At 32.7% G+C, this 25,967-nt stretch carries 22 protein-coding genes, 1 tRNA gene and 2 pseudogenes; 15 read left to right on the forward strand and 10 right to left on the reverse strand.

Annotated elements, in window-relative coordinates; all coding sequences use genetic code 11:
• Window positions 1–9: 9 nt before the first annotated feature.
• Both AAGD39_RS01805 and AAGD39_RS01810 read left to right on the forward strand, forming a co-directional pair.
• The gene (locus tag AAGD39_RS01805; protein WP_341756927.1) at window positions 10–1,074 is read left to right on the forward strand and encodes a beta-N-acetylglucosaminidase domain-containing protein; all 1,065 of its coding nucleotides are present in this window, start codon (window positions 10–12) and stop codon (window positions 1,072–1,074) included.
• A gap of 347 nt (window positions 1,075–1,421) precedes the next feature.
• Window positions 1,422–2,348 (forward strand): Rpn family recombination-promoting nuclease/putative transposase, encoded by a 927-nt coding sequence (locus AAGD39_RS01810; protein ID WP_341756928.1) that lies wholly within the window; start codon window positions 1,422–1,424, stop codon window positions 2,346–2,348.
• A 244-nt stretch (window positions 2,349–2,592) separates the two neighbouring features.
• On the opposite strand, the gene AAGD39_RS01815 is transcribed toward AAGD39_RS01810, so the two are convergent.
• Both AAGD39_RS01815 and AAGD39_RS01820 read right to left on the reverse strand, forming a co-directional pair.
• Window positions 2,593–3,198: a carbonic anhydrase gene (locus AAGD39_RS01815; protein ID WP_341756929.1), complete on the reverse strand. Its 606-nt coding sequence runs from the start codon at window positions 3,196–3,198 to the stop codon at window positions 2,593–2,595.
• A gap of 381 nt (window positions 3,199–3,579) precedes the next feature.
• A complete protein-coding gene (locus tag AAGD39_RS01820) occupies window positions 3,580–3,993 on the reverse strand; it encodes a helix-turn-helix transcriptional regulator (protein ID WP_341756930.1) in 414 nt (137 codons plus the stop codon).
• Between the two features lie 281 nt (window positions 3,994–4,274).
• Between AAGD39_RS01820 and AAGD39_RS01825 the strand changes: the two are divergent.
• From AAGD39_RS01825 to AAGD39_RS01850, 6 genes and pseudogenes are all read left to right on the forward strand, one after another.
• Window positions 4,275–5,216, forward strand: a pseudogene (locus AAGD39_RS01825) (TAXI family TRAP transporter solute-binding subunit).
• Window positions 5,217–5,548: 332 nt separating this feature from the next.
• Window positions 5,549–5,977, forward strand: coding sequence for a universal stress protein (locus AAGD39_RS01830; protein WP_341756931.1), 429 nt, complete (start codon window positions 5,549–5,551; stop codon window positions 5,975–5,977).
• A 21-nt stretch (window positions 5,978–5,998) separates the two neighbouring features.
• On the forward strand, window positions 5,999–7,153 hold the full coding sequence (gene dapE / locus AAGD39_RS01835; protein WP_341756932.1) for a succinyl-diaminopimelate desuccinylase: 1,155 nt from the start codon (window positions 5,999–6,001) through the stop codon (window positions 7,151–7,153).
• Window positions 7,154–7,345: 192 nt separating this feature from the next.
• Window positions 7,346–7,430 (forward strand) — tRNA-Leu (locus AAGD39_RS01840).
• Window positions 7,431–7,519: 89 nt separating this feature from the next.
• The gene (gene tig, locus AAGD39_RS01845; RefSeq protein ID WP_341756933.1) at window positions 7,520–8,851 is read left to right on the forward strand and encodes a trigger factor; all 1,332 of its coding nucleotides are present in this window, start codon (window positions 7,520–7,522) and stop codon (window positions 8,849–8,851) included.
• A 167-nt stretch (window positions 8,852–9,018) separates the two neighbouring features.
• Window positions 9,019–9,786: an N-acetylmuramoyl-L-alanine amidase gene (locus AAGD39_RS01850; RefSeq protein WP_341756934.1), complete on the forward strand. Its 768-nt coding sequence runs from the start codon at window positions 9,019–9,021 to the stop codon at window positions 9,784–9,786.
• Window positions 9,787–10,111: 325 nt separating this feature from the next.
• Here AAGD39_RS01850 and AAGD39_RS01855 read toward each other — a convergent pair whose 3' ends face one another.
• Window positions 10,112–12,796, reverse strand: a complete 2,685-nt coding sequence (locus AAGD39_RS01855; protein WP_341756935.1) for a glycoside hydrolase TIM-barrel-like domain-containing protein — start codon at window positions 12,794–12,796, stop codon at window positions 10,112–10,114.
• Window positions 12,797–13,047: 251 nt separating this feature from the next.
• On the opposite strand from AAGD39_RS01855, the gene AAGD39_RS01860 reads away from it, so the two are divergent.
• The gene (locus AAGD39_RS01860) at window positions 13,048–15,363 is read left to right on the forward strand and encodes a hypothetical protein (protein WP_341756936.1); all 2,316 of its coding nucleotides are present in this window, start codon (window positions 13,048–13,050) and stop codon (window positions 15,361–15,363) included.
• A gap of 285 nt (window positions 15,364–15,648) precedes the next feature.
• On the opposite strand, the gene grxC is transcribed toward AAGD39_RS01860, so the two are convergent.
• Window positions 15,649–15,921, reverse strand: a complete 273-nt coding sequence (gene grxC / locus AAGD39_RS01870) for a glutaredoxin 3 (protein WP_341756937.1) — start codon at window positions 15,919–15,921, stop codon at window positions 15,649–15,651.
• Between the two features lie 75 nt (window positions 15,922–15,996).
• Here grxC and uvrB point away from each other — a divergent pair, with 75 nt between their 5' ends.
• The 5 genes from uvrB to recO all read left to right on the forward strand — a co-directional run bounded on the left by uvrB (window position 15,997) and on the right by recO (window position 21,572).
• Window positions 15,997–17,985, forward strand: a complete 1,989-nt coding sequence (gene uvrB / locus AAGD39_RS01875; RefSeq protein WP_341757205.1) for an excinuclease ABC subunit UvrB — start codon at window positions 15,997–15,999, stop codon at window positions 17,983–17,985.
• A gap of 348 nt (window positions 17,986–18,333) precedes the next feature.
• On the forward strand, window positions 18,334–19,137 hold the full coding sequence (gene lepB, locus AAGD39_RS01880; RefSeq protein WP_341756938.1) for a signal peptidase I: 804 nt from the start codon (window positions 18,334–18,336) through the stop codon (window positions 19,135–19,137).
• The gene (gene rnc / locus AAGD39_RS01885; protein WP_341756939.1) at window positions 19,124–19,855 is read left to right on the forward strand and encodes a ribonuclease III; all 732 of its coding nucleotides are present in this window, start codon (window positions 19,124–19,126) and stop codon (window positions 19,853–19,855) included. The genes lepB and rnc overlap by 14 nt, the downstream gene beginning before the upstream one ends.
• A 26-nt stretch (window positions 19,856–19,881) precedes the next feature.
• The gene (gene era, locus AAGD39_RS01890) at window positions 19,882–20,772 is read left to right on the forward strand and encodes a GTPase Era (protein ID WP_341756940.1); all 891 of its coding nucleotides are present in this window, start codon (window positions 19,882–19,884) and stop codon (window positions 20,770–20,772) included.
• Window positions 20,773–20,846: 74 nt separating this feature from the next.
• The gene (recO, locus tag AAGD39_RS01895; protein ID WP_341756941.1) at window positions 20,847–21,572 is read left to right on the forward strand and encodes a DNA repair protein RecO; all 726 of its coding nucleotides are present in this window, start codon (window positions 20,847–20,849) and stop codon (window positions 21,570–21,572) included.
• 75 nt (window positions 21,573–21,647) lie between these two features.
• Here the strand turns inward: recO and AAGD39_RS01900 are convergent.
• The 4 genes and pseudogenes from AAGD39_RS01900 to lpxK form a co-directional block, all read right to left on the reverse strand.
• Window positions 21,648–21,808: pseudogene (locus tag AAGD39_RS01900) on the reverse strand (IS66 family transposase); the annotation flags it as partial.
• A 21-nt stretch (window positions 21,809–21,829) separates the two neighbouring features.
• Window positions 21,830–22,054 (reverse strand): DUF2674 domain-containing protein, encoded by a 225-nt coding sequence (locus tag AAGD39_RS01905; RefSeq protein WP_341756942.1) that lies wholly within the window; start codon window positions 22,052–22,054, stop codon window positions 21,830–21,832.
• 143 nt (window positions 22,055–22,197) lie between these two features.
• Window positions 22,198–23,145 (reverse strand): lipid A biosynthesis lauroyl acyltransferase, encoded by a 948-nt coding sequence (locus tag AAGD39_RS01910; RefSeq protein WP_341756943.1) that lies wholly within the window; start codon window positions 23,143–23,145, stop codon window positions 22,198–22,200.
• Window positions 23,129–24,091 carry a tetraacyldisaccharide 4'-kinase gene (gene lpxK, locus AAGD39_RS01915; RefSeq protein WP_341756944.1) on the reverse strand — a complete coding sequence of 321 codons (963 nt, stop codon included), beginning with the start codon at window positions 24,089–24,091 and terminating at the stop codon, window positions 23,129–23,131. Before lpxK ends, AAGD39_RS01910 begins: the two co-directional genes overlap by 17 nt.
• A gap of 49 nt (window positions 24,092–24,140) precedes the next feature.
• Here lpxK and AAGD39_RS01920 point away from each other — a divergent pair, with 49 nt between their 5' ends.
• Window positions 24,141–24,263 (forward strand): hypothetical protein, encoded by a 123-nt coding sequence (locus AAGD39_RS01920; protein ID WP_341756945.1) that lies wholly within the window; start codon window positions 24,141–24,143, stop codon window positions 24,261–24,263.
• A gap of 360 nt (window positions 24,264–24,623) precedes the next feature.
• Here the strand turns inward: AAGD39_RS01920 and AAGD39_RS01925 are convergent, their stop codons facing one another.
• Together AAGD39_RS01925 and AAGD39_RS01930 are read right to left on the reverse strand one after the other, a co-directional pair.
• A complete protein-coding gene (locus AAGD39_RS01925) occupies window positions 24,624–24,980 on the reverse strand; it encodes a DMT family transporter (protein ID WP_341756946.1) in 357 nt (118 codons plus the stop codon).
• Window positions 24,946–25,965 (reverse strand): RP853 family protein, encoded by a 1,020-nt coding sequence (locus tag AAGD39_RS01930; protein ID WP_341756947.1) that lies wholly within the window; start codon window positions 25,963–25,965, stop codon window positions 24,946–24,948. Before AAGD39_RS01930 ends, AAGD39_RS01925 begins: the two co-directional genes overlap by 35 nt.
• Window positions 25,966–25,967: the final 2 nt, after the last annotated feature.

The following is a 25,967-nucleotide window of genomic DNA, read 5'->3' on the forward strand; positions in this document are numbered from 1 at the left end:
GGAGTTTATATGACGAATAATTTTTTAACAGACCGGTTTTCATACGGAATTATCATGGGTTATTATGGACCAATCTGGTCCAATGAAGCACTTAACGATTATGCTGATTTTTGTGTTCAGTATGGACATAAATATTTTATCTATGCCCCCAAAAAAGACCTATTATTACGAGACAATTGGGCTACGTCCTTTACTGACCAACAAATCCAACAGTTGAAACAACTTCGTGATAATTTTGAAAATCGTGGAGTTAAGTTTGGTATTGGCTTAAGTCCCTTTGGTCTTAATAGCTTGGACGGTGCAGGAAAAGCAAAATTAAAAGTAAAAATTGACCAAATTAATAGCATTAATCCGACTATCTTAGGAGTTTTCTTTGATGACATCGATAAATCATCAGTTTATCCAGCGATGGCAATTGTACAAGTAAAAATTGCTGAATATATCGCAACAATCAGTACCGCTAAATCCTTTATATCTGTACCGACTTACTACAGTAATGACCAAATTTTACAACGTGCTTTAGGTCCAACCCCTCCAACCTATTTTAGTGACTTTAGTAAAATAGATCAGAAATTTTCTATATTTTGGACTGGTGAGCATATTATCAGTAGCGGATATACGGAGAATGAACTTAATGCTATTTCTAATATATTCAAGCGTAAAGTAATATTGTGGGATAATTATCCGGTCAATGATCCATCATATCTAACGGATTATTTACGTATTTTTGCTCTAACAGCAAGACCTGCAAAGCTCTCTTCTTGGGTCTCTGGAATTGCCTTTAATCCTATGTTGCAAGCGTATATGTCTATGATTCCAATGGCAACAGCAAAAAGTTTATTTTCTTCACCAGAATATAATCCGCGTCAAGCATATTTACAAGTACTTAATGAATTGTGTGGAGCGAAGCTTGCTCGAGTAATAGACCAAAATCTGCCATATTTTTTATGGCGTGGAATAAAGAGAACGGAGCCAGTGAATATTGAACGCATGCTTGATTTATTTGAATTATTCACTGAGCAGCGAGAGCAGAAATTTACCTCTGAAATTATTCAGTTGCTGAAACATCCTTGATCGTTAACGGTTGTTGATGAATCAGGAATAAGGTAATTACCCCAACTTTATTACCTTTTCCCGACTTCCGCAATTTTTGAGAAAGAGCGAGGTTGGAAGGATTATGGATTATTAGGCACAACAAACCGCAATGCTGCAAATGTAAAAGGTATAAGGGTAAGAAGCAAATGAAACTATCATTAACTCATCCCCACCAAATTTACTAACAAAAGAGCAATTAAAATCAATTTATTGCAAGCTTTTTAGTGGAGAAGATGGTAAGATAGTATTAGAGGATTTAGCTCAAATGGGCTAATGAACTAGATAAATAAAGGCAACATTTAGTAATAATTAAGAGGTTGTATTATATGTTTTTATCAAAGTTTCTTGATCCTAAAAATGATTTTTGTTTTCATAAAATCTTTGGTACGGAAAAGAACAAAGATATACTTGTGCATTTTTTAAATGATGTTCTTAGGTGTGAAGGAAATGAGCAAATAATTGAGGTAACATTTTTACCAACTATCCAAGACCCTGATATTGCTGCTTACAGAAAGTCTATTGTTGATGTGTTATGTAAAGATCAACATGGTAATCAATTCATAGTAGAGATGCAGGTAAGCAAGCATCCAGGATTTGAGAAAAGAGCACAGTTTTATGCTGCCAAAGCATATTCTCAGCAAAGAATTGAGGAAGATGAAAAACATAAGAAACTGGCAGTATACGCTAAATTAAAGGGGGTGATATTTTTAGCAATAGCGGATTTTGTGATGTTTGAAGATAAAAAACATTGGAAATCAGAACATCGTCTTTTAGATACGGAGAGCTATGCCCATGATTTAAAAGATTTTTACTTTGTATTTTTAGAGTTAGCAAAGTTCAACAAAGCTGTAGATGAGTTGAAGACTATAGAAGAAAAGTGGATGTACTTTTTTAAGCATGCCGGAGATAGTAAATTAACATTAACAGAAATAGAGCATTTAATAGGTAAAGATGAAATTATTAGAAGAGCCTTTGAAGCGGTAGACCAAGCTAGCTGGTCAGAAGCAGAACTTAACACCTATGAGCAAATGACCAAAGCTCGTCTTGATAATTTAGCGGTAGAGCAGCAGAAGATTGAAGATGCTGAAGCTAGAGGTGAAGCTAGAGGCAAAGCTGAAGGTAAAGCTGAAGGTATTAAAGAAAATGCTATAGTTGTGGCAAAGAAAATGTTGGATAAAAGAAAGCCAATGGATGAAATCATTGAATTTACCGGGTTAACTATTGAAGAAATAGAACAGTTGAAAGAAGAATAAGCAGATAAGTAAATAATGTTGTGCCTAAAAATCTGTAACCATTATATCCATGCCCCTTCCAACCTTTGACCTTATCAAAAACTGCGGAAGTCGGGATAAGGTAATTACCCCGACTTTATTACCTTTTGAGGCATGTGGCATGCACTTCTAACGTCATGTGAAGAGCAGCGAGCAATGACGCTTGTGAATTTGATGTAATGTTGTTGGTTGGATTAGCAGATTCTTGTATCACGTGGGAATAACTTTAAGCAAAGGGTATATATGCCTGTTGTTTATCAGAATAAGTAAAAATTTGCCCTGTTTTTATATCAAAAAACCATAAGTGAATAATTAGTTCTTTTTTGCTCACTTGTTCATTAATCCATGGAAACATCATACAATTTTGATATGATTGTTTAAGTGCTAATTTTGTATAATCATCAGCATTATGTTGCCTAAAATTAGGTGTTTTTATTAGAGAAACCCAGTTGGTTATAAAATCATTTTGCTGTGAATCCTCACTATTTAATAATTTCTGAATTCCACCACATTGACTATGCCCTAATATAATTAAGTGTTCAACTCTCAAAAAACAAACTCCAAATTCTAAGGCAGCACTCGTACCATGATGATATACATCTTTTTCATAAGGGGGAACAATATTTGCTACATTACGAACAACAAATAAATCTCCTGGATCACACTGTAATATTAACGCTGGATCTACTCGTGAATCACAACAGGCAACTACCATAATCTTTGGTTGTTGACCATCACGGGATAGACTATGCATGATCGATTTATTACTATCAGCATATTTCTTTCTAAAGACTTGATAACCTTTTAGTATTTTGTCAAAACTTTGTTGCATATGTTAGTCCTCAAAACGTCACTAGGCTCTTCGTGGCTCGTAATGACGGCTATTTATTTCTATAACCTAGGAGACTGCCTGCAATAACTAAAGTAATTCTATATTTGGCTCTTTTTGGTTGCTAATAAACAGAATTTTCTTGAAATAGGTACACTATCCCTTCAAAAATCCTATTTATTCTCGCCGAAAAATAGTTCAAAATATAATTAATTAGTCATCTCCGACAGTCTCCTAGTATCTCACCCTACGCATAATCCACACGGCAATTTAAAAATTGTAGGAAAATACAAGGCGCTATTAGAGATAAGTGTCTAGCATTTATAAGCTCTGTAAAAGAGTAGTATACGTTAATTTACTATAGCTAAAACCTTTTCTAGGTAATTAAGGTTTGTGATACTTATCAATTATCCAATCTATAAATGTATGATCAACAAACTGCTTTTTTAGAGCATATTCGTACACTTCTTTTATTAGAGATATAAGATTAGCGGATGAAAAGCTTAAGTTTTTTTCAATTAATATATTAATTGTTAAACTAGTGGCTTTACTAAAGATCTTCATCTGATCAATAGTTAGTATCTCAGGGGTTGTTTCGTTATTAACAACAAGTTCCTCCAAACTAATATTTAAGGCTTTAGCAATTAATTGCAAATTACTAGCACTAGGGTTTTTTGAACTACCATACAAAATACTATAAACAGTATTTCTACTTAAGCCAGTTTTTTTCTCTATTTTTATAGCATTTATATTCTTTTGAAGCATTAATAAGCTAAGCTTGGTTCGTAAATTTACCATAAACAAGACTTTATATATAAAATTAGAGTCTCTAAATATTAAACTATCTTTATTAAAAAGTAAATAGCTAATAATTAATTGCTTTGTTTTGCAATAATTTCTATGAATTTGGTATAATGTTAGTCGGGTTGCTATAGAATAGGAATTTTTTACAGACAAACTGTAACAATTATCTTGATTATCGACAGTAGTAAGGGTACTTTGGTATAGAGAAGGTTATTTATTAATTATTTCTTTGAATAAGTATTAGTGGTCAATTAGTTATAGTGTATATTATATTTATGAACAATTTTAGAGTTTTATTGATAGTTTTTTGTCTGTTTTTTACTAATAATTGTGTTTTCGCTTCACAAAAAACAGTAAGAATTGGTTCTGGTTCCATTTTGAAAGGCTATTACTCTATCGGACTGGATTTGTGTAGAACCATGACCCTAGCTGATAAAAGTATAAATTGTGAAGTAGTTCCTACCAATGGAGGTGTTGAAAATTTAACTTTGCTAAGAGAAGGTAAGATAGATTTAGCTTTAGTGCAATCCAATATAGCATTGGAAGCGTTTGAAGCTGTTGGGCATTATGCCAATACAGAAAAAATGCATGAAATGCGTCAGGTGCTTAATTTATATGACGAGTTTTTTACTGTTTTGGTAAAAGACCAGGACAAGGATAAAATAAAGGGATTTTCAGATATTGATGGTAAGAGAATATCAAATGGTTTGTCATTATCTAGTAATACTATTACTTACAATGCTATCAGGAAGTTATATAATTTTACCAAAGAGCCAATAGATGCTGATTAGGTTAGCTATGAAGAATCAATAAAACAATTTTGTAATGGTAAAATTGATGTGATGATCATGACAGTAGGTCATCCTAATGCTCTAGTGGGCTTTACTGCTAATAGTTGTGGGATTGATTTTGTACCTATGGAAAATGATAAAATTGAACAATTAGTAGCCACTAATAAAGCTTTTCACAAAGGATTGCTGGATAAAAGATTATATCCTGGAGTCATTGCAGATCAGAATACAGTGGCAGTAACGGCAATTCTAGTTACTAATAGTAGCATGGATGCTAAATTATTGGATAAATTTATTGGAATGTTTCACAAAAATGTAAAACATTTTAAACATTCTAATTATATGTTATATAATATTGATATTAATCATTTTGCTGATACTAATAATTTTATTTTACCAAAACATTCAGCAGTGAGAAATAGATAATAAATCATCTTACGCATGGCGTTTAAAAGTCATATGGGAAACAGCCTATCGTCATTGCGAGGAGTGTATAAGCACAATGAAGCAAATCTAAATAAAGTGGATTGCCACGACCACTCACGTGGTCTCGCAATGACGCCTGAGTTTATAACTCGTCATTGCGAGAAGGCGTAGCCTACGAAGCAATCCAAATTCAACCGTTTCTTGGATTGCTTCGTCGCCACTAAAGTGCCTTCTCGCAATGACGTATTGTGCTTTTCTACAATTTTTAAATTGCCATGGGAGCTATGCGTAAGGTAAGTAATAAATATAATGCATTGGAGTAGTTGTTAGTTGTGTTTAAAAATATAATAATACCATTAGATTTGTCGGATAAACAATCAGTTAAGGTGATATTACCGAAGGCTTTAAGTTTTGCCACTATCTTTAGTGCCAAATTACATTTTCTTTATATCATCTCGGATTTTGGTATAAAAATGGTCGAGGATTATTTACCTAAAAGTTGGGCAAAAGAGCAAAAAGAAAAATATCGGGTGCAAGTAACAGAACTAATTAGACAATATGTACCGGAAGAAATAGAAGTTGAATTACATATTGGTCGAGGGGCAGTTTATGATGAAATAATACAATATGCCAATGAGGTGAAAGCTGATTTAATTATTATTTCAGCGGTACGACCACAGCTTAGAGATTATATGTTAGGTCCTAATGCGTCGAAGATTGTACGACATTCTGGGGTATCTGTTTTGGTTGTTCGAGAATAGAAGAGCAAGAAGAGTTGAAATATGTATATAAATATTCTTGAAAAATTAATTAGTTTTCAATCAGTGACTCCAAAAAGCAGTGGTTGTATTGAATATATTAGTAATTTATTAGAAGAAAATGGTTTTAAGACTGAAACCAAAATATTTGGCGAAGATGATTATAAAGTAACCAATCTTTATGCTGTTTATGGTACTGCCCGTCCCAATATTTGTTTTGCTGGGCATGTTGATGTCGTGCCAGCAGGTGATAGGGCATTATGGTCTAACGATCCTTTTATAGCAAATACCGTAGGTGACAAGATTTATGGTAGGGGAGCTGTGGATATGAAGGGGGCGATAGCATGCTTTCTGGCTGCTAGCTTACAGTTCATTAAGTATATTCAAGCCCCTAATGGTTCAATTAGTTTTCTAATTACTAGTGATGAGGAAGGAAGCGGTAAATATGGTACTGTAGAAATGCTAAAGCATTTGCATCGAGGTGGTAATAATTTGATTGATCTTGCCATTATAGGTGAGCCAACAAATGAGCATCAAGTAGGGGATACCGTAAAAATTGGTCGACGTGGGAGTATTAACTTTAATTTAGCTCTATATGGTACGGCTGGACATGTAGCATATCCATTACAAGCCAATAATCCAATCCCCTGTTTGATTCAAGTGCTTAATGAGTTGGTTAATTATCGACTGGATGAAGGGAGTGAATTTTTCCAACAGTCAAATTTAGAAATTACGTCTATTGATGTAGGTAATGATATCACTAATGTAATCCCTGGGAGAGTTACAACAAAATTTAATGTTCGTTTTAATGATCTGCATTCGTCATCTAGCATAACAGATTTGATAGATCAGATAGTTAACAAATATTGTACTAAATATCAATTTAAATATGAATTAAGTAGTGTAGCTTCAGCCGATTGTTTTATTCAGAAACCAACAGGGTTAATTGCTGATTTTGTGCAAGTAGTATCTGATACAACTCAAATATCTACAAAATTATCTACTAGTGGTGGTACTTCTGATGCGAGGTTTATTAAAAATTATTGTCCTGTTGTAGAATTTGGTTTATTGTTTGACACAGCACATAAAATTAATGAATATACAAAAATTAGCGATTTACAAAGCTTGTATCATGTGTATTATGATTGTCTGACAAAATTTTTAGCTGAGACTAGTTGATATAGCTAATCCGATTAGTATTTGTCCATAATAAGCTGACGTCATTGCGAGGAAGACCGTAGGTCAACAAGCAATCCATTTCTAATCAGTTTCCTGGATTGCTTTGTTGCTACTTAGAAGTAGCTCCTCGCAGTGACCTTGTGAATTGGGTGTAATGTTAGTTGGGTTAGCTATAAATAGTCAAATCACTATGCGGGTGTGACGGAATTGGCAGACGTACTAGATTTAGGTTCTAGCGCCGCAAGGCGTGGGGGTTCAAGTCCCTCCATCCGCACCACAAATAAATAACGCAAAAATTGGAGAAATTGTTTAGCAGTTCTTCAAATTTTCGCATAATGTTTTAATATTGCTAGTGAGTTTTTTAGTATGCAAGTCACAGAACTTAAAAATGAAGGTCTAGATTTTGAGGTGAAAGTAGTCCTTCCTTCTTCTAAAATTGCCAATAAGGTGCAGAAAGAGTTAGATAGTTTATCGAAAAAAGTTAAACTTAATGGATTCCGTACTGGTAAAGTGCCAATCAGCATTGTTAATCAAAAATATGGACAATCTGTTCGGTCTGATGTGGTAAATCATGAAATTAATCATGCAGCACAGCATATTATTAAAGATCATAAACTAAAAACAGTAGGAAATCCACAGTTAGAAAATATATGCGATCAAGAGAATAAGGATCTAGAATTTATCCTAAAATTTGAGCTACTGCCTAATATTGAATTACCAGATTTCAAAAAAATTAAAATCACTCATCCAAAATTAGTAATTCAAGAAGAGGAGATTAATAAGCAAATAGATAAGCTTGCATCTATGTCAAAAAATTATACTAAAGAAAATAAATGGCAAGTAGAAAAAGGACAGGAAGTTACTATTGATGCAATTGGTTATGTTAACAATGAGCCTTTTGAAGGTGGTAAGGTTACGGATTACAAGTTAGTAATTGGTAGCGGGGCTTTTATTGATGGGTTTGAGGATCAACTTATTGGTAGTAAAACTGGAGATGAGGTAGAGGTTAATGTTACATTTCCGAAAGAATATCATATGGAACAAGTTGCAGGTCAACCAGCTAAATTTATTGTTCAGGTGAAGGCGGTACATTCTGCTGATGAAGTAGTTGTTGATGATGAGTTTGCTAAGAAATTTAATTGCAAGACAGTTGAAGAGTTACGTAATAATATTTCCAAAAGTATGGCAAATGAATATAGTGATCCTATACGCACTGTAATGAAAATGAGCTTATTTGATCAATTAGAAAAGTTGTTAACGTTTAATGTTCCTAAATCTTTAACAACCCAGGAAATAAGTATTTTGAAATCTCAAACGGAGAAAAGTAGTGACTCAGATTCGATATTTAAAGATAAGTCAGAATCAGAAATTAATGAGTACTATAATAAGATAGCCTTGCGTCGTGTTAGAATAGGGTTGATGTTATCCGAATACATGCAAATTAAGAATTTACATATCGAGCAGAGTGATATTAAAAACGCTATTATGACTCAAGCAAGAAAATTTCCAGGTCAAGAAACATCAATATTAAAATTTTACCAAGAAAACCTTGGAGCTATTGAGCACTTAAAAGGTCCGTTATTAGAAGAAAAAACAGTACAACATATCTTTGACAATGAGGTAATATTAGAGGAGAAAAATTATACAAGAGAAGAACTTGAAGAATTCTTAACACAAGAAGAAGATCGTGTAGTATAGTAAAAGCGATTAAACTGGAGTATAATCAATACCTATCTTTATAATATAGCTAACCCGAATAGATTCTTGATATTGTTACAAGTTCCTAAATGTTATTGAACAAGGGTTAGTTATAGTACATACTTAACACATTTTAAGCAAACTAAAATTATTAAGAGGAGGATTAAATGAGTAAGCAAAATAATGGTATTAGCAATACTAATGATAGTAAGTTTTCTGCCCCTAGAGCAGAAGGGGTAAAACCAAGTTGTGTTGTGTTAACCTATTCCGTTAGTGAAACATTAAACCAAGCACTAGCTGCTTTACAAGAAAGAGGAGCAAGTGTACATTACATAATAGATAAAGACGGTAAACAATATCAATATCATAACGATTTAGAGTCAAAAACATTTTTTGCCGGTAACAGTAGTTGGAAAGGACAAGAGAAAGTTAATGACTTTGGCATATCTATTATGCTTATCAATGATTCAAAAGATAACTTTACACCTTCTCAAATAGGTAAATTAAAAGAATGTCTTGCAGATATTAAAGAGAGATATCAGGATTTAAATATTATGGATGATCTTGTAGGTCTTGGTGAAGTAGCTGAAAGGCATGTAGCACCTGGAAAATTATTTCCTTGGAAAGACCTTGCAGAAGCTGGTTTTGGTAAATTTATAGAGACTACGAAAGGCCAGCAAGAAAATATACTAATACACAGAGGTGATCAAGGAGAAAAAGTTTCTAATGTTCAATCGCAGTTAAAAACCCATGGTTATAATATTTCAGTTGACGGAAAATGTGGCAATAAAACTGTAAATTGGTTTGAGAAATTTAATGCACGTTATGTTCCAGAACACGAGTTATCAGATAGTTGGTCTGAGGCAGATCAATATGTTTTAGATAATCTTGGTGTTAATTTAGCAGGTAACTCTCCTGACATTGCAGGTATATAGTAAAGACAATAAACAAGGAAAGGCTTTGGTCATATACTAGGAGACTGCCGGAAATAACTAAAGTAACTCACCTTACGCATGACATTTAAAAGTCATAGGAAAAACAAGCCCGGCGTCATTGCGAGGAAGGCCGTGGGCCGACGAAGCAATCCATAAAAACAGCTAAGAATGGATTGCTTCGTCGGCTTATGCCTCCTCGCAATGACATTGGTTATTTTCTCGCAATTTTTAAGTTGTCCTAATAACTTCTAAACCAGCTCCTCTTATAATTTTCAACAGCTGTGCTGTTTGCCCTGTGACTTTTAAACGCTATGCGTAAGATGAGTTAATTATAGAAATTGCCATAACTTTCAACTTCATCAATAATTCCATGTATTTCAACTGTCAAACGAGATAATCTCATGGAGATAATCCTAATTTGATATTGATAATTTCGATAATATAATACGATAAAATCCCCGGGTCGGTATTTGATAAAACTTGCTGGCATGATAAATCTTAAAATTTTAGTTTCAGTAGCAGCGTTTTTTAGGATTAACTGCCCTAATCTTTCAGCTTCCAGATAAGATAATATAATAGGTAGCTTTAATACTGGAATAGCTCTGTGTGATAAATTTTCACTATTTATTTGACAGAAGCCATTATTATAATCATCATACCGATCAATAAAGTTTAGTTCTATTTTACCAATAATACTAGTTTTAGAAATCTCCATCTGTTCTAAATAACTATTGCTTGATAATTTAACCAATATTTTTGAGCTAATATTACAGATAGGAGAGTATCCACGCTTGATGAACTTAATTTGTTGCTGATCAGCTATGATATCAAAGAAATATATAATCCGCAGAAGGTTAATAATATCAATACAAGATAAAGCTTTATTTAATACCAAACCTTCTACAGCTTCATCAATAGTCGATATATCAATATTGTTTAATGGAATACCGCATTTATAAGACAATTCGAGAATTATTGCCGCTAAATTACAAGCCCCAAACTTATGATTAACCCAGTGTCCTTTTGCCCATAAGTTACCATCTCGCCAAATATTACTATGTGGCCAAGCTGGATAAGGTCTGGCATCCCAAGTCCATAAAAACATTTGTTCGATATATTCTTGTGTTTGCCAATATTCAATAAAACTTCGAATAGCTTTACGCTGAATAGAAAAATCAACTTCACCAGTAGAATATTTTGGTACTCCACCATCACTACATAAAGGATCAAAGAATATATTAGGCTGATTAGTCGCTTTATCAATGGAAGGAAAACCAAATTCCGTAAACCAAATTTTCTTCATTTTTGGCTGCCATTCTGTCGTTACGCCATCAGGATTACGATGATAATTCTCCCACCAATATCTTAAATTTTTCCAAGCATAATCTGCGGATAACTGATGTTGATTATCCTTCTCATCTACAAAGTAATCATACCCTTCGCCTGATTGCCAACCTTTAATAATTTCCTTCGACGAAATTCCGGAACTTACGGTTCTTGTTACGGGAAAATAAGCATCAATACCGACAAAATCTATATATTTTGAGGCAAATAGCTTATCTAAATTGTACCACCCATCTTTTGTATGGTGATATTCTGACCAATCAGCCGCATAAGTGACAAATACATTATTACCAACGATCTTTTTAACTAATTTTGCCAATTTTATCAATTCAATAACCGCTGGGAAATTATTATGTTGATCTCTGATACTAGTTAAACCTATTAACTCAGAACCGATTACAAAACTATCAATATGATCCTTAACTAGCTCAGCATAGTGCAGAATAAAATCATTATAACCTTCATCTTTATTAAAAAAGTCTATTACCGAATTTGCCGAACCTGTTAAATGGCCACGCCATGGTTTTTGCCATACATCCAAAAAAAACATTGGATAAAACATAATTTTAAAGTTTCTACGTTTTAATTCCTGTAAGTAGCGTATGATACTCACATCATTGACAGTACCGCCATATTTAGGGAAATTATCTGCATCTCGTGATACTAACCTTGCCGTATTACGTAAATATTTACCAACTTGCCATTGTTCTGAGTATTGGGTATTTGAGTCATTAAATTCTACAGCAGGTTTAATAGTACAATTTTTAATATCCAAACTATCGCCAAACCAGCATACAACTGGTGCTGCCCATTTGACGTTAGGACATATAATTTTCATTTGATCCAAACTATAAATACTATCAGCAATATTGTGATAATTATGGGAATTTATTGGTTTTTTACTAATTATAGCACCCAAGGAATTTGTAATAATTTTGTGATGCACTATAGTGTCATAGATAAATTCTCCTGATCCTGGGATGATATTAATCGCCTCAACCAAATCCTCCACGCTTTTGCTTTCTACGTAACTAGGAATATTAGCCTTTCTGGTTACTTCAAAGGAGAAATTTGGTATAGAATTATTAAAATCAGCTAATGGTAGTTCTTCAAATACTGCATAGCTTAATCCACGAAAGGCTGGTGCTTGACCTTGAGGCTCAGCCGCAGCAATTAAAGGATCGACCATTTGTTCCTCTGACCCTAAATAAAGCCTGTATTTATATTGTTCAAGATTGAGCAACTGATCATTAGCCCATACTCTAGCAATTTCAGCAATTTCACCCTCACATATGATAACTGCAAAGGATAAATAATATTCACATTCTGTTACATTATGTATGGTTGCAGCTTCTTGAGTATCTGATACACCACGTTGTGAAACGGTGGTAATTTGTACTTCCTTAATTTGACTTGCCCAAATTATTTTACCATTTACTCTTGCTGTACCAAAAACTAAGGCTATTGGATGCCCATAAACGGCTTTCGATAGGACAAAACTTTCCCTGATATTTTTAAAATGATAATATTCCTCGGGTTCATAATTTAAATGTTCTAAATAATCACCTAATGCCTTCCCTGCAAATCGTCCAATAGTGGATAATATACCGCCACCAAAAACACCGCCTATACTACTTCCTATGTTACCTAAAATCTGACCAAACATATTAATATCTTATATTTTCTAGTTAAGATAGCTAATCCTAATAAGTTATTGATATTCCAAACGTCATTGCAAGACCACGTGAGTATAATGGCAATCCGTTCTAATCACTTTTGGGATTGTCTAGTTGTGACTTTTAAACTACCCATGATCTGATAAAGGAGAGAATTTTATTGACAGTGATAATGATGATAAATAAGATAATTAGTCACCTCCGACAGGTTTCTAGAACCTAATTATTAGAGATTAAATTTATGTCTAAAGAGCAAGTTACCGAGGATTCCTTAGAAAAGCGATTATTTGAAGTCTTGCAAACTAATGATCAAGATAAGAATAATAAAATACTTGATGTATGCGGAATTATTGCAATATTTACAGTGAATCTTCCTCAGAATCCACCACTAGATAAGCTAAATTCATATAACGCTATCTATAAATATCAATTAAAGCAATTAGACCTAGATATTAAGGATTTACAAAAACTATCAGTGGTAATAAATGACTCATTTCCTAGCGATGAATATCAAGGATTAAGAAATGTTATAGATACCCATCTTGCAGAAGAACTAGCCAAAGAAGAAAATAGAATGCGGCAAGCCGAGTTAAAAGCCGAGTTAGCTGGTAAAAGAAAAGTTTTCAATGACAATCCAAAGTTCCAACTTGTCAAAGATTTGTTGCGTGATAAAGGGATGGCGGAACAGAAGGATTTTTTACAAAAAGGGGCTAAGCAAGCAGGTGTATCGGCTGGTTACATTGCTCAAGAAGAAGTTACCGGTAAGAGTTTCATTTTAAAGCAATTTTATAAAAGTCATACTGATTGTTTGGCTATAGACGATAAAAAGAAACGAATGCAAGCCTTGAATGATAGAAGAGACGGGGTACAAGAATTGATTGGTTCAAGTTTATATCAATTACTATTATATAATCGAGCTCCTAAAGAAGAGTTAGTAAAACCTGACGAGAACAATCCAAACTCACTTTTTGTTCGCTCCAAATTCTTTGACAATGTCGTGCAACTTACTGAATTTTCTAGCTCTTTACCTAATATAACGGAAGCAGATAGTAGAAAGTTACAAAAACTAGAAGGGTTTGAAAAAGTAATTGCTGCTTGTCATATGTTAGGGGAGCTAGATTATCATGCTGGTAATTTGATGGTACAAGATGGTAAAACTGTAACTAAAATTGATCACGGTCGATCTTTTATAGAGTTCCATCAAGATTTTCCTGCTATGATTCAGGCAACAGATAGACATTTTGCAAACTTTGGTTATGCTAAAGCTATTAGGCAAGATAACTTATCATTTAGTATAGAAAAATATAGTGAATCATTGAAGCAAATGATCACGCAACTTGATGAGAGGCAAATAGAAGATGTGGTGGATCAACGAATTGCTGAATTACAAAAAACTGACTTTAACCCCGAAGGTATTACTGCATTGGCTAGATTTCAGGGTGGTAATGCTAAAGCTACGCCTATTAATAATTTTGCTGATTTAAAGCAATTTTATAAGGAAAATATAAAAGAAAACCTAACTAACATGAAAGAGGTGGCAAAATCAGCAGAGATAGTGAGCAAATTTAGTAACGTCTCTCCTGCATTTAAACAAGGTCGGTGGGTAGAGGCTCTTGCTCTCTCAGGAACTCAAGATCCAGTAGCCTATGCTGCTAATTATGATATTAAGATTGAGGGGAAAAATGCTTTGCAATGGGCTCATGACAATGATTATCAAATAAAAGTTCCAGCTGCCCCAATTACGAAAATCGTTCAGGAGCAGCAATGGCAGAAAAACACAGCAGATGGTAAATGGCAAGAAACAGAAGTTTCGGTTGCTAAAATTCACAAAACTACAACAAGTCTAGATCCAGTAGAGTATATTATATCTGAAAAAGATAAGCGAAATAGACAACTATCAGGTTCTGAAAAAGAGTTTCTTAGTTCAGCGGTTGCTTTTGAATTAACAAATGCTTCAGGCAAAACTTATCAATCTATGGTGGAAAAATCAGTGATAGCACAATCCTCCTTAGATACAGAATTCGTGGAAAAAATGCACAATCAAGATCAAGCTGTTGGTGATAAATTAGTTCCTGTGATTGATAATTTTATTGGTAAAACACTAAATAAAGAAGTAACAGCAGAACGAGTAGAACAGTTTTATGATAAGTTACTTACCCATCTTAAAGTAGAAAATTATCTTACTGATAAGGATATTGCTGACATAAAGAAAGATCAGGATTATCAAAAAAATATTCAAGAGACAACCAAATTAATAAAAACAACGACACCTAATTTAACTGGTAGCGATAAGGTCTGTTATAAAGTGGCAAATTTTTGTCAAAGAATAGGATTATCTGATTTATCAAATTATTTTATGAAGAAAATCACTCCTGAAAAATTAGATAAGATTCATCAGATAGAGAGTGCGTTAACTGAAAGCATAAAAATTAATGAAATATTATTAAAACCTAGCGGTGGTAAAGAAGGGATACAAACAAAAAGACTTGAAGCAGTTAAAAAAGTTACTCAATCTGATTTAGAATCCAGAAAGTTAAAACAAAGAGGTCGAGAGTAATTTTCCATATCCTATATTTTTTATTTTGTAACAAAAGTGTAATACCAATTCCCGAAATTAATTTCTTCTGGTAATTTGTACGTCGATCCGGTACTCAAATCCTCACGTACGTCTTTGTACGCTGCGGTTTTGCGCTCCGTGTCTCCTTCAAATTCCTCAAAATAAATTAATTTCGGGAATTGGTATAATTCAACATATGTGCCAATTTAAGGAAAAAAGACGATCTCTAACTATCATTGTGAGGAAGATCATAGCGTAGGTCAACGAAGCAATAAAGATTTAGTATTATTTTACTAATTCATCTAGCTTACCTTCTTCGTCAAGTTCATAAAGAGCGTCACATCCACCAATATGCTTACCATTAATAAATATTTGTGGTAATGTACGTTGTCCATTAGCTTTGGTCTGTAGTTCTGATCTTTGCTCGTCATTATAATTGTCTACGATTATTTCTTGATAAGATATATTTTTTTGATCAAGTAGCTTTTTGGCCTTAGTGCAATAGGGACAATATGTTAATGTATAAATGATGACCGTATGTATAAGAATGCTTTTCATAAGAGTTATACTATTTAATTGGTTATAAAACTATTATCTACATATAATAACAAACTAGCAAGTTACAAATTAATGATAAATAATTTTTCGATAGTATCTAAATATAGTCCAGCTGGCGATCAGCCAAGAGCAATCAATGAGATCATTAAAGGGCTTGAGTCGGGATTACCTTCACAAATACTTTTTGGCATTACTGGTTCCGGTAAAACCTTTACTATGGCGAATATTATTGAGAGAACTGGTCGACCTTCACTTATTATGGCTCATAATAAAACGCTAGCTGCTCAAATTTATTCGGAAATGAAGGCAATTTTTCCAAATAATGCCGTTGAGTATTTTGTATCATATTATGATTATTTCCAACCTGAAGCATATATTGCAAGAACCGATACTTATATAGAAAAAGATTCTTCGATAAATGAGCAGATAGATTTATTAAGACATTCTGCCACTAGGTCTCTTTTAGAACGTCGGGATGTAATTGTTGTATCCTCCGTTTCTTGTATTTATGGTCTTGGTTCACCGAATCTTTATTATCAGATGACAATAACTGCTAAGTCTGGGGAAGTTTATGCTAGAGAAAAATTGCTTAATGACTTGGTAAGCTTACAATATAAGCGTAATGATGTGGGGTTTGAGCGTGGTACGTTTAGGGTAAAAGGTGATAATATTGATATATTCCCAGTACATTATAACGACAAAGCCTGGCGATTATCATTTTTTGACAATAAACTAGAATATATAAGCGAGTTCGATCCGCTTACAGGTGAAAAATTAGCTAAATTGGATCAAGCTGTGATTTATGCTAAATCTCACTTTGTAACACCTAAAGAAGTAGTACAAAATGCTATATCACAAATTGAAGAGGAATTACAACGACGTTTAGAATTTCTTAATACACATGGTAAATTAGTAGAGGCTCAAAGATTAAATCAACGTACCCAATATGATATGGAAATGATGATGGAAACTGGTAGCTGTAAAGGTATTGAAAACTACTCTAGGTTTCTGACTGGTAAAGCAAACGGACAGCCCCCACCAACTTTGTTTGAATATTTACCTAAGGATGCTTTATTATTTGTTGATGAAAGTCACGTATCTGTTCCACAAATTAGAGCAATGTATAATGGTGATAGAGCTAGAAAAGAAGTATTAGTGGAACACGGATTTCGTCTTCCATCAGCCTTAGATAATAGACCATTAAAATTTGAGGAATGGCAAGATTTTAGACCTCAAACGGTTTTTGTTTCGGCTACACCGGGGTCTTTCGAATTGGAAGAAACAGCAGGAGTTACGGTTGAGCAAATTATTAGACCAACAGGGCTACTTGACCCAGAATGTATTATAAAACCAGCAACCAACCAAGTTGAAGATTTGCTAAACGAAATTCAATCTACGATAAATGCAGGATTCCGTGTTTTAGTGACAACATTAACTAAAAAAATGTCAGAAGATTTAACAAATTATCTGCAAGAACTAGGCTATAAAGTATCATATTTGCATTCTAATGTGCATACTCTTGAGCGTATTGAAATCATCAGAGATTTACGCCAAGGTATTATAGATATTATTGTTGGTATTAATTTATTACGAGAAGGTTTAGATATTCCAGAATGTGGGCTTGTTGCCATACTCGATGCTGATAAAGAAGGTTTCTTGCGTTCTGAAGTTTCGTTAATTCAAACTATTGGCAGGGCTGCAAGGAATAGTCAGGGAAGGGTGATACTTTATGCAGATCGTATCACCAACTCTATTGATAAGGCAGTAAGCGAGACATATAGGAGAAGAAAAATTCAAGAGGAATATAATAGACAACATTCTATCATACCCCAGACAATTAATAATCATATCCATGCACTAACCAAATTGGAAAAATTGGATGATAAATTAGACAATAAAAAACAAGCTCATATATTATTGGACAATCCGGTAAAATTAAAATCTCATATCAATAAATTAAAAAAAGAAATGTACTCAAAAGCTAGTAATTTAGAATTTGAACAGGCAGCAAAAATACGAGATCAAATTAATGTACTAGAAGAAGCCGCATTAGAGCTAACTTAATTTATACCCTTTCTGTTTCCAATGGTTTATTTAATTAGATTATACTTATGTTTGACGTAAGCAATTAATATATTAACGAATTCAAGATAAGGGTATTGTAAACATTTAGATTAAATGACATTAGACACTTATATCATAATTTAAAGATATAAGTGTCTAAGGTTGGATTTATGGATTATATGATAAAGAACATAAAAGAAGATTTTGTACTAACACTTTTTACAGAAGCTAAAAATTTAAGATTTAGGTTTACTCTTTTAATAGAACGATGCAAAAAATTGCTGGATTTAAACTTAGTGATGGGCTATTATCAGCTGAATTTCAATCATCATCAAATAATTATTATACATGCAAACGACAGGTAAGGTTACTAACAAAAAAACACCAATTCAGGAATTTTCATCTTTTATCTTTGTAATATTTTTGGCACTGATGATAAGATTTTTTGTAATGGAGAATTTTACTGTACCAACAGGTTCGATGAAAGCAACAATACTAGAGAATGACTATATTTTTTCAACAAAATATTCTTACGGATATAGTAATTATTCTTTTCCTTTCAGCCCTAATATTTTAAATAATAGAATATTTGCATCACAACCACAAAGAGGGGATATAATAGTTTTTCGTCCACCAAATAATATGGATATTCGATATGTAAAAAGATTAATTGGGCTACCTGGAGATAAAATACAATTAATCAATGACGTAGTATATATAAATGACAAAGCTATAGAACGTATTGAAATTGGGATATATACAAGTGAACAAGGAAAAAATTATATAAGATATAAGGAAATATTACCTAATGGCGTAAAATATTTTTCTTATAAATTAAAACAAAATGATCACTTGTTAGTAAATAAATATGGTAATACAGAAATATTTTATGTACCAGAAGGAAAATATTTCTTTCTTGGCGATAACAGAGATGAATCAAATGATAGTAGGATAGATTTAGGATTTGTACCCTTTAAAAACTTTATTGCCAAAGGACAATTTATTTATTTTTCTACAAAAGAACAATTATGGCAAAGCGATATCGGAATAATTAATCAAATATTCCGTGTTGGTACTTGGCTGGCGTCTATTAGATTTAACAGACTATTTACCTCTCTTTATACAGATAAAATACAAGATGAACACAAGTAAAGAATCATCACTCTCTGCTCCAGAAAAACTTGAGCAAGATATAGGATATAGTTTTAAAAATAAAGATTTCTTACTTGAATCGTTAAGCCATCCTTCCCTTAAGCAGAATGTCATTAAGCAAGATGTTCTTAAGCATGGAGTTCCAAAAAACTATGAACGTTTAGAATTATTTGGTGATGCAATAATTAATTTTGTCATTACTGAAATTCTGTTTAAAAATTTCTCTACTTATGATGAGGGAAAATTAGCAAAAATTAGAGCTTATCTAGTCTGTAAAGAATTACTTTGTAAAGTAGCTGCCAAAATCAATCTGTCAGACTATATTATTATGACTTACGGTGAGGAATTATTAGGAGGAAGACATAATCCTAATAATATCGAGAATACTATGGAGGCATTAATTGCTGCCATTTATCTTGATAGTAATATTGATACCACAAAAAAAATAATATATGATTTGTGGTATGAGTTTATAGATATTATTGATTTAGCTGATTATGATCCTAAAAGTACTCTTCAAGAATTAGCGCAGAAAAAAGGAACTGCAAAACCTGTATATCAAGTTATTAAAAGAGAAGGAGTACCACATGCATACACCTTCACTGTATTAGTCCAAATGGATGAATATCAACAAACTGGTACTGGTCATTCAGTTAAGGAAGCAGAAAAAGTCGCTGCCCGTAAATTAATGAACTATCTCAACAATTTAAAGTTGTAAAGTTTAGTCCGTGGAAATATACTCAAATGCAAAAGACAATTTCTCTATGTATCATTGGTAAACCAAATGCTGGTAAATCATCATTATTAAACAAACTTATAGGACAAAAAATATCGATAGTCACCCCTAAAGTGCAAACTACTCGCTCTATTATAACCGGAATAGTTACTATAAAAGATACCCAGCTGATAATATTAGATACGCCAGGTATATTCGAGCCAAATAAGCAGCTGGAGAAAGCAATGGTAAGGTGTGCATGGTCAAGTTTACATGGCATAGACTTAGTATTATTGATAATAGATAGTACGAAATCTATTGATCAATTTACTTTACAAATACTTAAAAAGTTGCAAACTCTTAAAATAAATTTGATATTCTTGTTAAACAAGATTGATAGCTCTTCTAAATATCTAGAAGAAATAGAAAATACTCTAAGAACTCAGTTTATAGATAATTATATATTAAGAATATCCGTTTTATCCGGCAAAAATATCAATAAATTACTCAATTATATCCAAAGCCAAGCTAAAGAATCACCTTGGCTGTATGAAGAGGATGATGTTACTAATTTGCCTATGCGGTTTCTGGCAGCTGAGATAACTAGGGAACAATTATTCTTGAATCTTCACCAAGAATTGCCTTATAATTTGACTGTCCAAACTGAAATGTGGCAGGAGAATAACGATAAATCTATTAAAATTCATCAGGTAATAGTTGTTTCAAGAGATTCTTATAAGACTATTATTTTAGGAAAAAATGGTTGTAAAATTAAAGAAATAGGCTCTAAAACAAGAATGGAAATGCAGATAGCCTTTGATTGTAAAATTCATCTTTTTCTTTTTGTAAAAGTACGTGAACTTTGGCAAGATGATCCTAACTCATACAGCCATATGCGGTTGCAACAATCTCAAATATAGAGCTAACCAGTTCATTATTGTGTCATTGTGAGGTTCAGGAACTTATAACAATATCAAAAACCTATTTAGGTCATATGAATTTTAAAGATATAGGAATAATAATTGCCAAAAAACCATTAAAAGAAAACTCGTCTATTATTACAGTTTTTACTGAGAATTATGGCTTATACTCTGGGGTGATACGAGAAACATCTAGAAAATCTGGCTCTATAAATCAGCAAGGTAATATAGTTGATTTTTTTTGGCAAGCTAGATTACATGAGCATATAGGAATGGCTAAATGCGAGTTAATAAAATCTTACGCTGGTCTTTTAATAACTAATAAAATTAAGCTATATGCCTTTAATTCAATTATTAGCCTTATTAAAATAGCATTTCATGAGAGAGAAAATCACAATAATTTCTTCCCAATTTTTGTAAAATATTTGAGTAGCTTAGCAAATAATTTTACTTTTGAAGAATATGTTAGATTGGAATTAGCCATACTCCAAGAATCGGGATATGGTCTTGAGCTGGATAAATGTGCATTAACAGGTAGCCAAGAAAATCTAAAATATGTCTCACCAAAATCTGGGAAAGCTGTCTGTTTATCAGCAGGGCTGGCATATCAAGACAGGCTTCTAATCTTACCACAATTCCTAACCGCCACTAAGTGTGAAATTACTAATAATGATAAAAAACACGCATTTGAGTTGACTAGCTATTTTTTTAATCGATATTTTTTTGACAAACAACAACCACTATATGCCCAAAATAGTCAGGCCCGAGATAGTTTTATAGAATGTATGCTAAGAATCTAGTAGGTTAATAAGAATTAGATTGTATCTGTTCAAGTGGTTGGCTTGAATTAAGCCGTTATAAGAGTGTGGAGAAGTTTGTAAAGGATTTTCATTTTTCTGTTTACAGGTAGATATAAAGAAATTATTCTTTCCAAAAGCCTATTCCCACGCTCTGATTGGCTAAAATATGAATTTTTACAATAGGTCACATAGTGCCTTATTTGCCGTTCTGCATGATTATTGGTTAGATAATAGTTTAAAATAAAGTGGGAAAAAGCTCAAGTAAAAATGATTTTTTTTCTTGGGGGGATGTAAACAGTTCGATCTTGATCATTTATAGTGGTGTTATAATTCATTTTTTCCATGACCCCAATAAAATAATTACCATAAGGCATTAACTTTACTATTGCCCAACCGTCCATAATAAATTGAGTAATTTTATCTACATCAGATTTATTCTCAGCGAAAGATATAATTTTTTGTGGAGGTGTTACCCTTGTCATAGATTATTCTTTTATTAATTTATTTTATAAAAATGCATATTTAATTGTAAAACAAGAATGCGTAGGCGAATATCCTCACAGGTATATTTGCAAAATCAATTCTTCAAAGCAGGAGAGTATACATATTTATTAAGCAATTGCAATTACTTAATCGTTGAATATTTATCTTTAGAATATTTATTATTATTCTTCTTCCATCTATTATGAAACCAGAACCATTGGCCTGGGTTTTCTTTAACCCAATTACCTAAAATTTGGTTAATGGTAACCATTATGTTATAACAATCTGTTTTATTATTATTAGTTTTTTGTAATTCTATTGGGGGATGAATAATAGCTTTAAAATAACTGGTTTTACTATTAGTGCGAACCACTTGTAATGGTATAATTGGGTAGCTGAACTGTAATGCAATTTTAGCAATTGCATGAGCAGTCATGGCGGGCTGCCCTAAAAATGGCACTTCAATACCATTATTCATTTTTTGATCTACCAGCATGCCAATGGCATATCCTGATTTGATAGCAGATATTAGCTCTCTTGCCCCCTTTGCTCCTTTGGGAATTAGTTTTATATCACCACTTGTACGCATATCGTTAATTAGTTTGTCAACATAAGGGTTATTTAATCTACGGTAAATAATAGCAAATTTAGGATAAAATTTATTGATAATTTTAAGTGCAAAATCCCAATTAGCAAAATGTCCGGTAAATAATAAGAATGGTTGATGTAGTTTCTGGAATTCTATTATATTCTCAAGCCCACTTATCTCTATCCGCCTAGATAATTCTTCCTCTGACATCCTACTAACATATGGAAATTCTCCTATAAAACTGCCAAAATTATCCCATACTTGATTAATGATTGCTTCGGAATTTATACACCCTGCATTTGTGTATATGGTCTTACCTAAAATATTTTGGATATTTTCTTTTGCAACTTTATTGACTGGTAATAAGGGTCCTATCTTCCTTGCTAAATATCGACAAATATTTACAGACTTGTCGATACCCAATGCTCTTAGTATCTTCACTATTATTAAAACAAGAAAATACTCTAATAGGTATTTAATATTATTAAATAATTTTTTCATATATTAAATCTACTAATAATTGTTGATTATTTAATAATAAATGTACATCGCAACATATTACAGACAAGTCAGTATCACATATTCTTACGTAATCTTTTCTAGTGGTTATTAGCAGAGAGTTAGATTTTTTTGATTGCTCTTTTAAATATTCTAAATCTTCTGCAGAATATTGATGATGATCCGGGAAAACTTTATGACCAACTAATTGTAGTCCATAATTTTCTAATGTAGAGAGAAACCTTTCAGGATTTCCTATACCACTAAATGCAAAATAGTTCTTTGTCTTGTCTATGTTTATAGATGGCACTATTTGAGCTTGAAAAGATAGGCATTCCTTAAATAAGGGGAAAGAATCAATATTAGTGGAATCCACTGAAATAACTATATCAGCTTTGTCAATAGCTTGTTTGGGATATTGACGTAGAGGACCAGCTGGAATTAAAAATTCATTGCCAAATAACCTATTAGCATCAATTGACAGAATAATAATATCCTTATGAAAGTTAGGATTCTGCATTGAATCGTCTACTATAATCACCTTTGGCTTAATCCGTTCTATAAAAGGCTTTATATCTTGAATTTTCTTTGCGGCAATAACTTTACCATATTTTAATAACATTACTGATTCATCCCCAACATCTGCTACTGTATGGTGTTCTTCAACTAGCAATGCCGTTTTAAGTTTACTGCCATAACCTTTACTGATAATTATAAAATCAATGTTAATAGCTTTTAATAGCTGAGCAAGGAAGAGCACTATTTGAGTTTTACCAGTACCCCCAATGGTTATATTACCGACGCAAATTACTTTGCAAGGAAATATTATTGGACGAGCTGTAATCCTTCTTAAATAACTAGCAAAGAAATATAGCCAGCTTAACGGTAATAATAAATAGGCAATAATATTTTTGGTCTGCCAAAATTTAGGGTAAATAAGCCTGATCATAGTTATTTATAAGTAATGTTATTAGACACTGTTATAGCGCTTAACATATATGTTCATATTAGTGCTAGGTTATAAGAACGAACAACCGTCATCGCGAGCCACGAAGTGGTGTGGCGATCCAAATGAACAGCGTGCTGTTGCAACTTTTGGATTGCTTCGTCGCCTAAAGTGACTCCTCGCAATGACGGCATGGACTCCGTCCAAACCCATCAATGGACTTCGTCCACATATGACGGTTGTTCGTTCTTATAACCTAGCACTAATATGAACATATATGTTAAGTGCTATAACAAAGTTTATTCAATTGGTGAATAAAGTCTTTTTAGCTGCAAATTATAAGATTTTTTTGAAATAGGTATACTATTCCGGCAAAAATCTTATTAATTTTCGCTAAAAAATCCATTAATTCATCAATCAAATAAGCTTTGTTAACAGTGTCTAGTCATCTTGAACGAGGTGAAGGATTCAGATTACACACGCTTAACAGATACTGAAATAAATTCAGGATGACGTACTTCACATATATTTAAAGTCATGATAACTTCAAACCTATCATGGAAATTATCATAGTGGTAATAAAGAAAACTCGCATGGCAGAGTATGGCTCATTAAAATACATTATTCCTACTATTACTGTTCCTACAGCTCCGATACCAGTCCACAGAAGATAAGCAGTACCAAGAGGTATCTTATCTAGAGTTTTACTGAGACAAACAAAACTTAATATTGAAAAAACAACAAAAGCTATAATAGGTTTTATTTTGGTAAAACCATCTGACAATTTCAACGATATAGAAAACCCTATTTCAAATAATCCGGCAAATATAAGGAGAATCCAAGTTGCTAGCATATTGTTACCTTTGTTTAACTTGTCCTGAGGATTTACCATTTTGCGGAGATCTTTTACTAGGTAAGTTAGATTGTACCTGAGTCTTTATTATATCTAATTTGTTATATTTTTGATTAATTACAGACTTTACCTCGCTATTTAATAGATGTTCTTTAGCGGCATTATACTCTACTGATTGCTGTTTAGTCAAAAATTCCTTATTATTTTTTGACAAATTAGTTTTTAGAGTAGTAATTTTCTGTTCTTGCTCGCTCATGGAGTTATCAGCGCTGAGAATCATTCCACCAATCTTCTCGCCTATTTTGGGAGCATATTCTATTGCTAGAATAGAAGCCGGTACTACCATAAAAGCAAATGTGGCTCCAGCTGTTGCAACACTAATAGCCCCAACTGCTAAAACACTAATAGCAGTGATAATTTTGCTGGTTGCTTGTTTAAATATTTCCATTTTCTTATTATGTTTTGCTGCAACAGTTACTATTCTATTCATTTCCAATCGAACATTATCACTTACCTCTTTGGGGTTTTGATATTTTTTTACCGCATGCATTACCGTTGTACGAAATATTTCTGGTTCAACTTGGATAAAATTTGTTAATTCATAACTATTTTTTGCTGCAAACAAATCTTTTACCACTTGTTTTATTACTCCCCTCTCTTCAGACTTTACCTCACCAAAATTTGTATTTATTATTGTATCAATTACTATATCTTCTGATTTGTTTAGAATATTATCTCTATCCTGATAGTCGACTGTACTCGGAGAGATTGCTACCGAAAACAACATTAGAACTGTTGAAAAACTATCATCTGTAATAACTTTCTGACCCAAAAAAGTTCGTAATTTACCAATACAATTACCTATATGAACCTTAATTTCAGGTATTGATTTAAGTCTAATTTCGTAATCAATAGCTATTATATTAGCAAGTGTTAAACATGCTTGTTTTGTTATATTGTTAATTAACTCTTCACATATGCTTTTTTTGCATATAGAAATATTTGTACTGTTGAAGATATCCATAA

It is taken from the genome of Candidatus Tisiphia endosymbiont of Nemotelus nigrinus, assembly GCF_964026475.1.
Taxonomy (GTDB): Bacteria; Pseudomonadota; Alphaproteobacteria; order Rickettsiales; family Rickettsiaceae; genus Tisiphia.

Coding starts and splice junctions, on each gene's coding strand:
- AAGD39_RS01805 (WP_341756927.1), top strand. CDS start 10: ATGACGAATAATTTTTTAACAGACCGGTTTTCATACGGAATTATCATG.
- AAGD39_RS01810 (WP_341756928.1), top strand. CDS start 1,422: ATGTTTTTATCAAAGTTTCTTGATCCTAAAAATGATTTTTGTTTTCAT.
- AAGD39_RS01815 (WP_341756929.1), bottom strand. CDS start 3,198: ATGCAACAAAGTTTTGACAAAATACTAAAAGGTTATCAAGTCTTTAGA.
- AAGD39_RS01820 (WP_341756930.1), bottom strand. CDS start 3,993: ATGGTAAATTTACGAACCAAGCTTAGCTTATTAATGCTTCAAAAGAAT.
- dapE (WP_341756932.1), top strand. CDS start 5,999: ATGTATATAAATATTCTTGAAAAATTAATTAGTTTTCAATCAGTGACT.
- tig (WP_341756933.1), top strand. CDS start 7,520: ATGCAAGTCACAGAACTTAAAAATGAAGGTCTAGATTTTGAGGTGAAA.
- AAGD39_RS01850 (WP_341756934.1), top strand. CDS start 9,019: ATGAGTAAGCAAAATAATGGTATTAGCAATACTAATGATAGTAAGTTT.
- AAGD39_RS01855 (WP_341756935.1), bottom strand. CDS start 12,796: ATGTTTGGTCAGATTTTAGGTAACATAGGAAGTAGTATAGGCGGTGTT.
- AAGD39_RS01860 (WP_341756936.1), top strand. CDS start 13,048: ATGTCTAAAGAGCAAGTTACCGAGGATTCCTTAGAAAAGCGATTATTT.
- grxC (WP_341756937.1), bottom strand. CDS start 15,921: ATGAAAAGCATTCTTATACATACGGTCATCATTTATACATTAACATAT.
- lepB (WP_341756938.1), top strand. CDS start 18,334: ATGCAAACGACAGGTAAGGTTACTAACAAAAAAACACCAATTCAGGAA.
- rnc (WP_341756939.1), top strand. CDS start 19,124: ATGAACACAAGTAAAGAATCATCACTCTCTGCTCCAGAAAAACTTGAG.
- era (WP_341756940.1), top strand. CDS start 19,882: ATGCAAAAGACAATTTCTCTATGTATCATTGGTAAACCAAATGCTGGT.
- recO (WP_341756941.1), top strand. CDS start 20,847: ATGAATTTTAAAGATATAGGAATAATAATTGCCAAAAAACCATTAAAA.
- AAGD39_RS01905 (WP_341756942.1), bottom strand. CDS start 22,054: ATGACAAGGGTAACACCTCCACAAAAAATTATATCTTTCGCTGAGAAT.
- AAGD39_RS01910 (WP_341756943.1), bottom strand. CDS start 23,145: ATGAAAAAATTATTTAATAATATTAAATACCTATTAGAGTATTTTCTT.
- lpxK (WP_341756944.1), bottom strand. CDS start 24,091: ATGATCAGGCTTATTTACCCTAAATTTTGGCAGACCAAAAATATTATT.
- AAGD39_RS01920 (WP_341756945.1), top strand. CDS start 24,141: ATGTTCATATTAGTGCTAGGTTATAAGAACGAACAACCGTCATCGCGA.
- AAGD39_RS01925 (WP_341756946.1), bottom strand. CDS start 24,980: ATGGTAAATCCTCAGGACAAGTTAAACAAAGGTAACAATATGCTAGCA.
- AAGD39_RS01930 (WP_341756947.1), bottom strand. CDS start 25,965: ATGGATATCTTCAACAGTACAAATATTTCTATATGCAAAAAAAGCATA.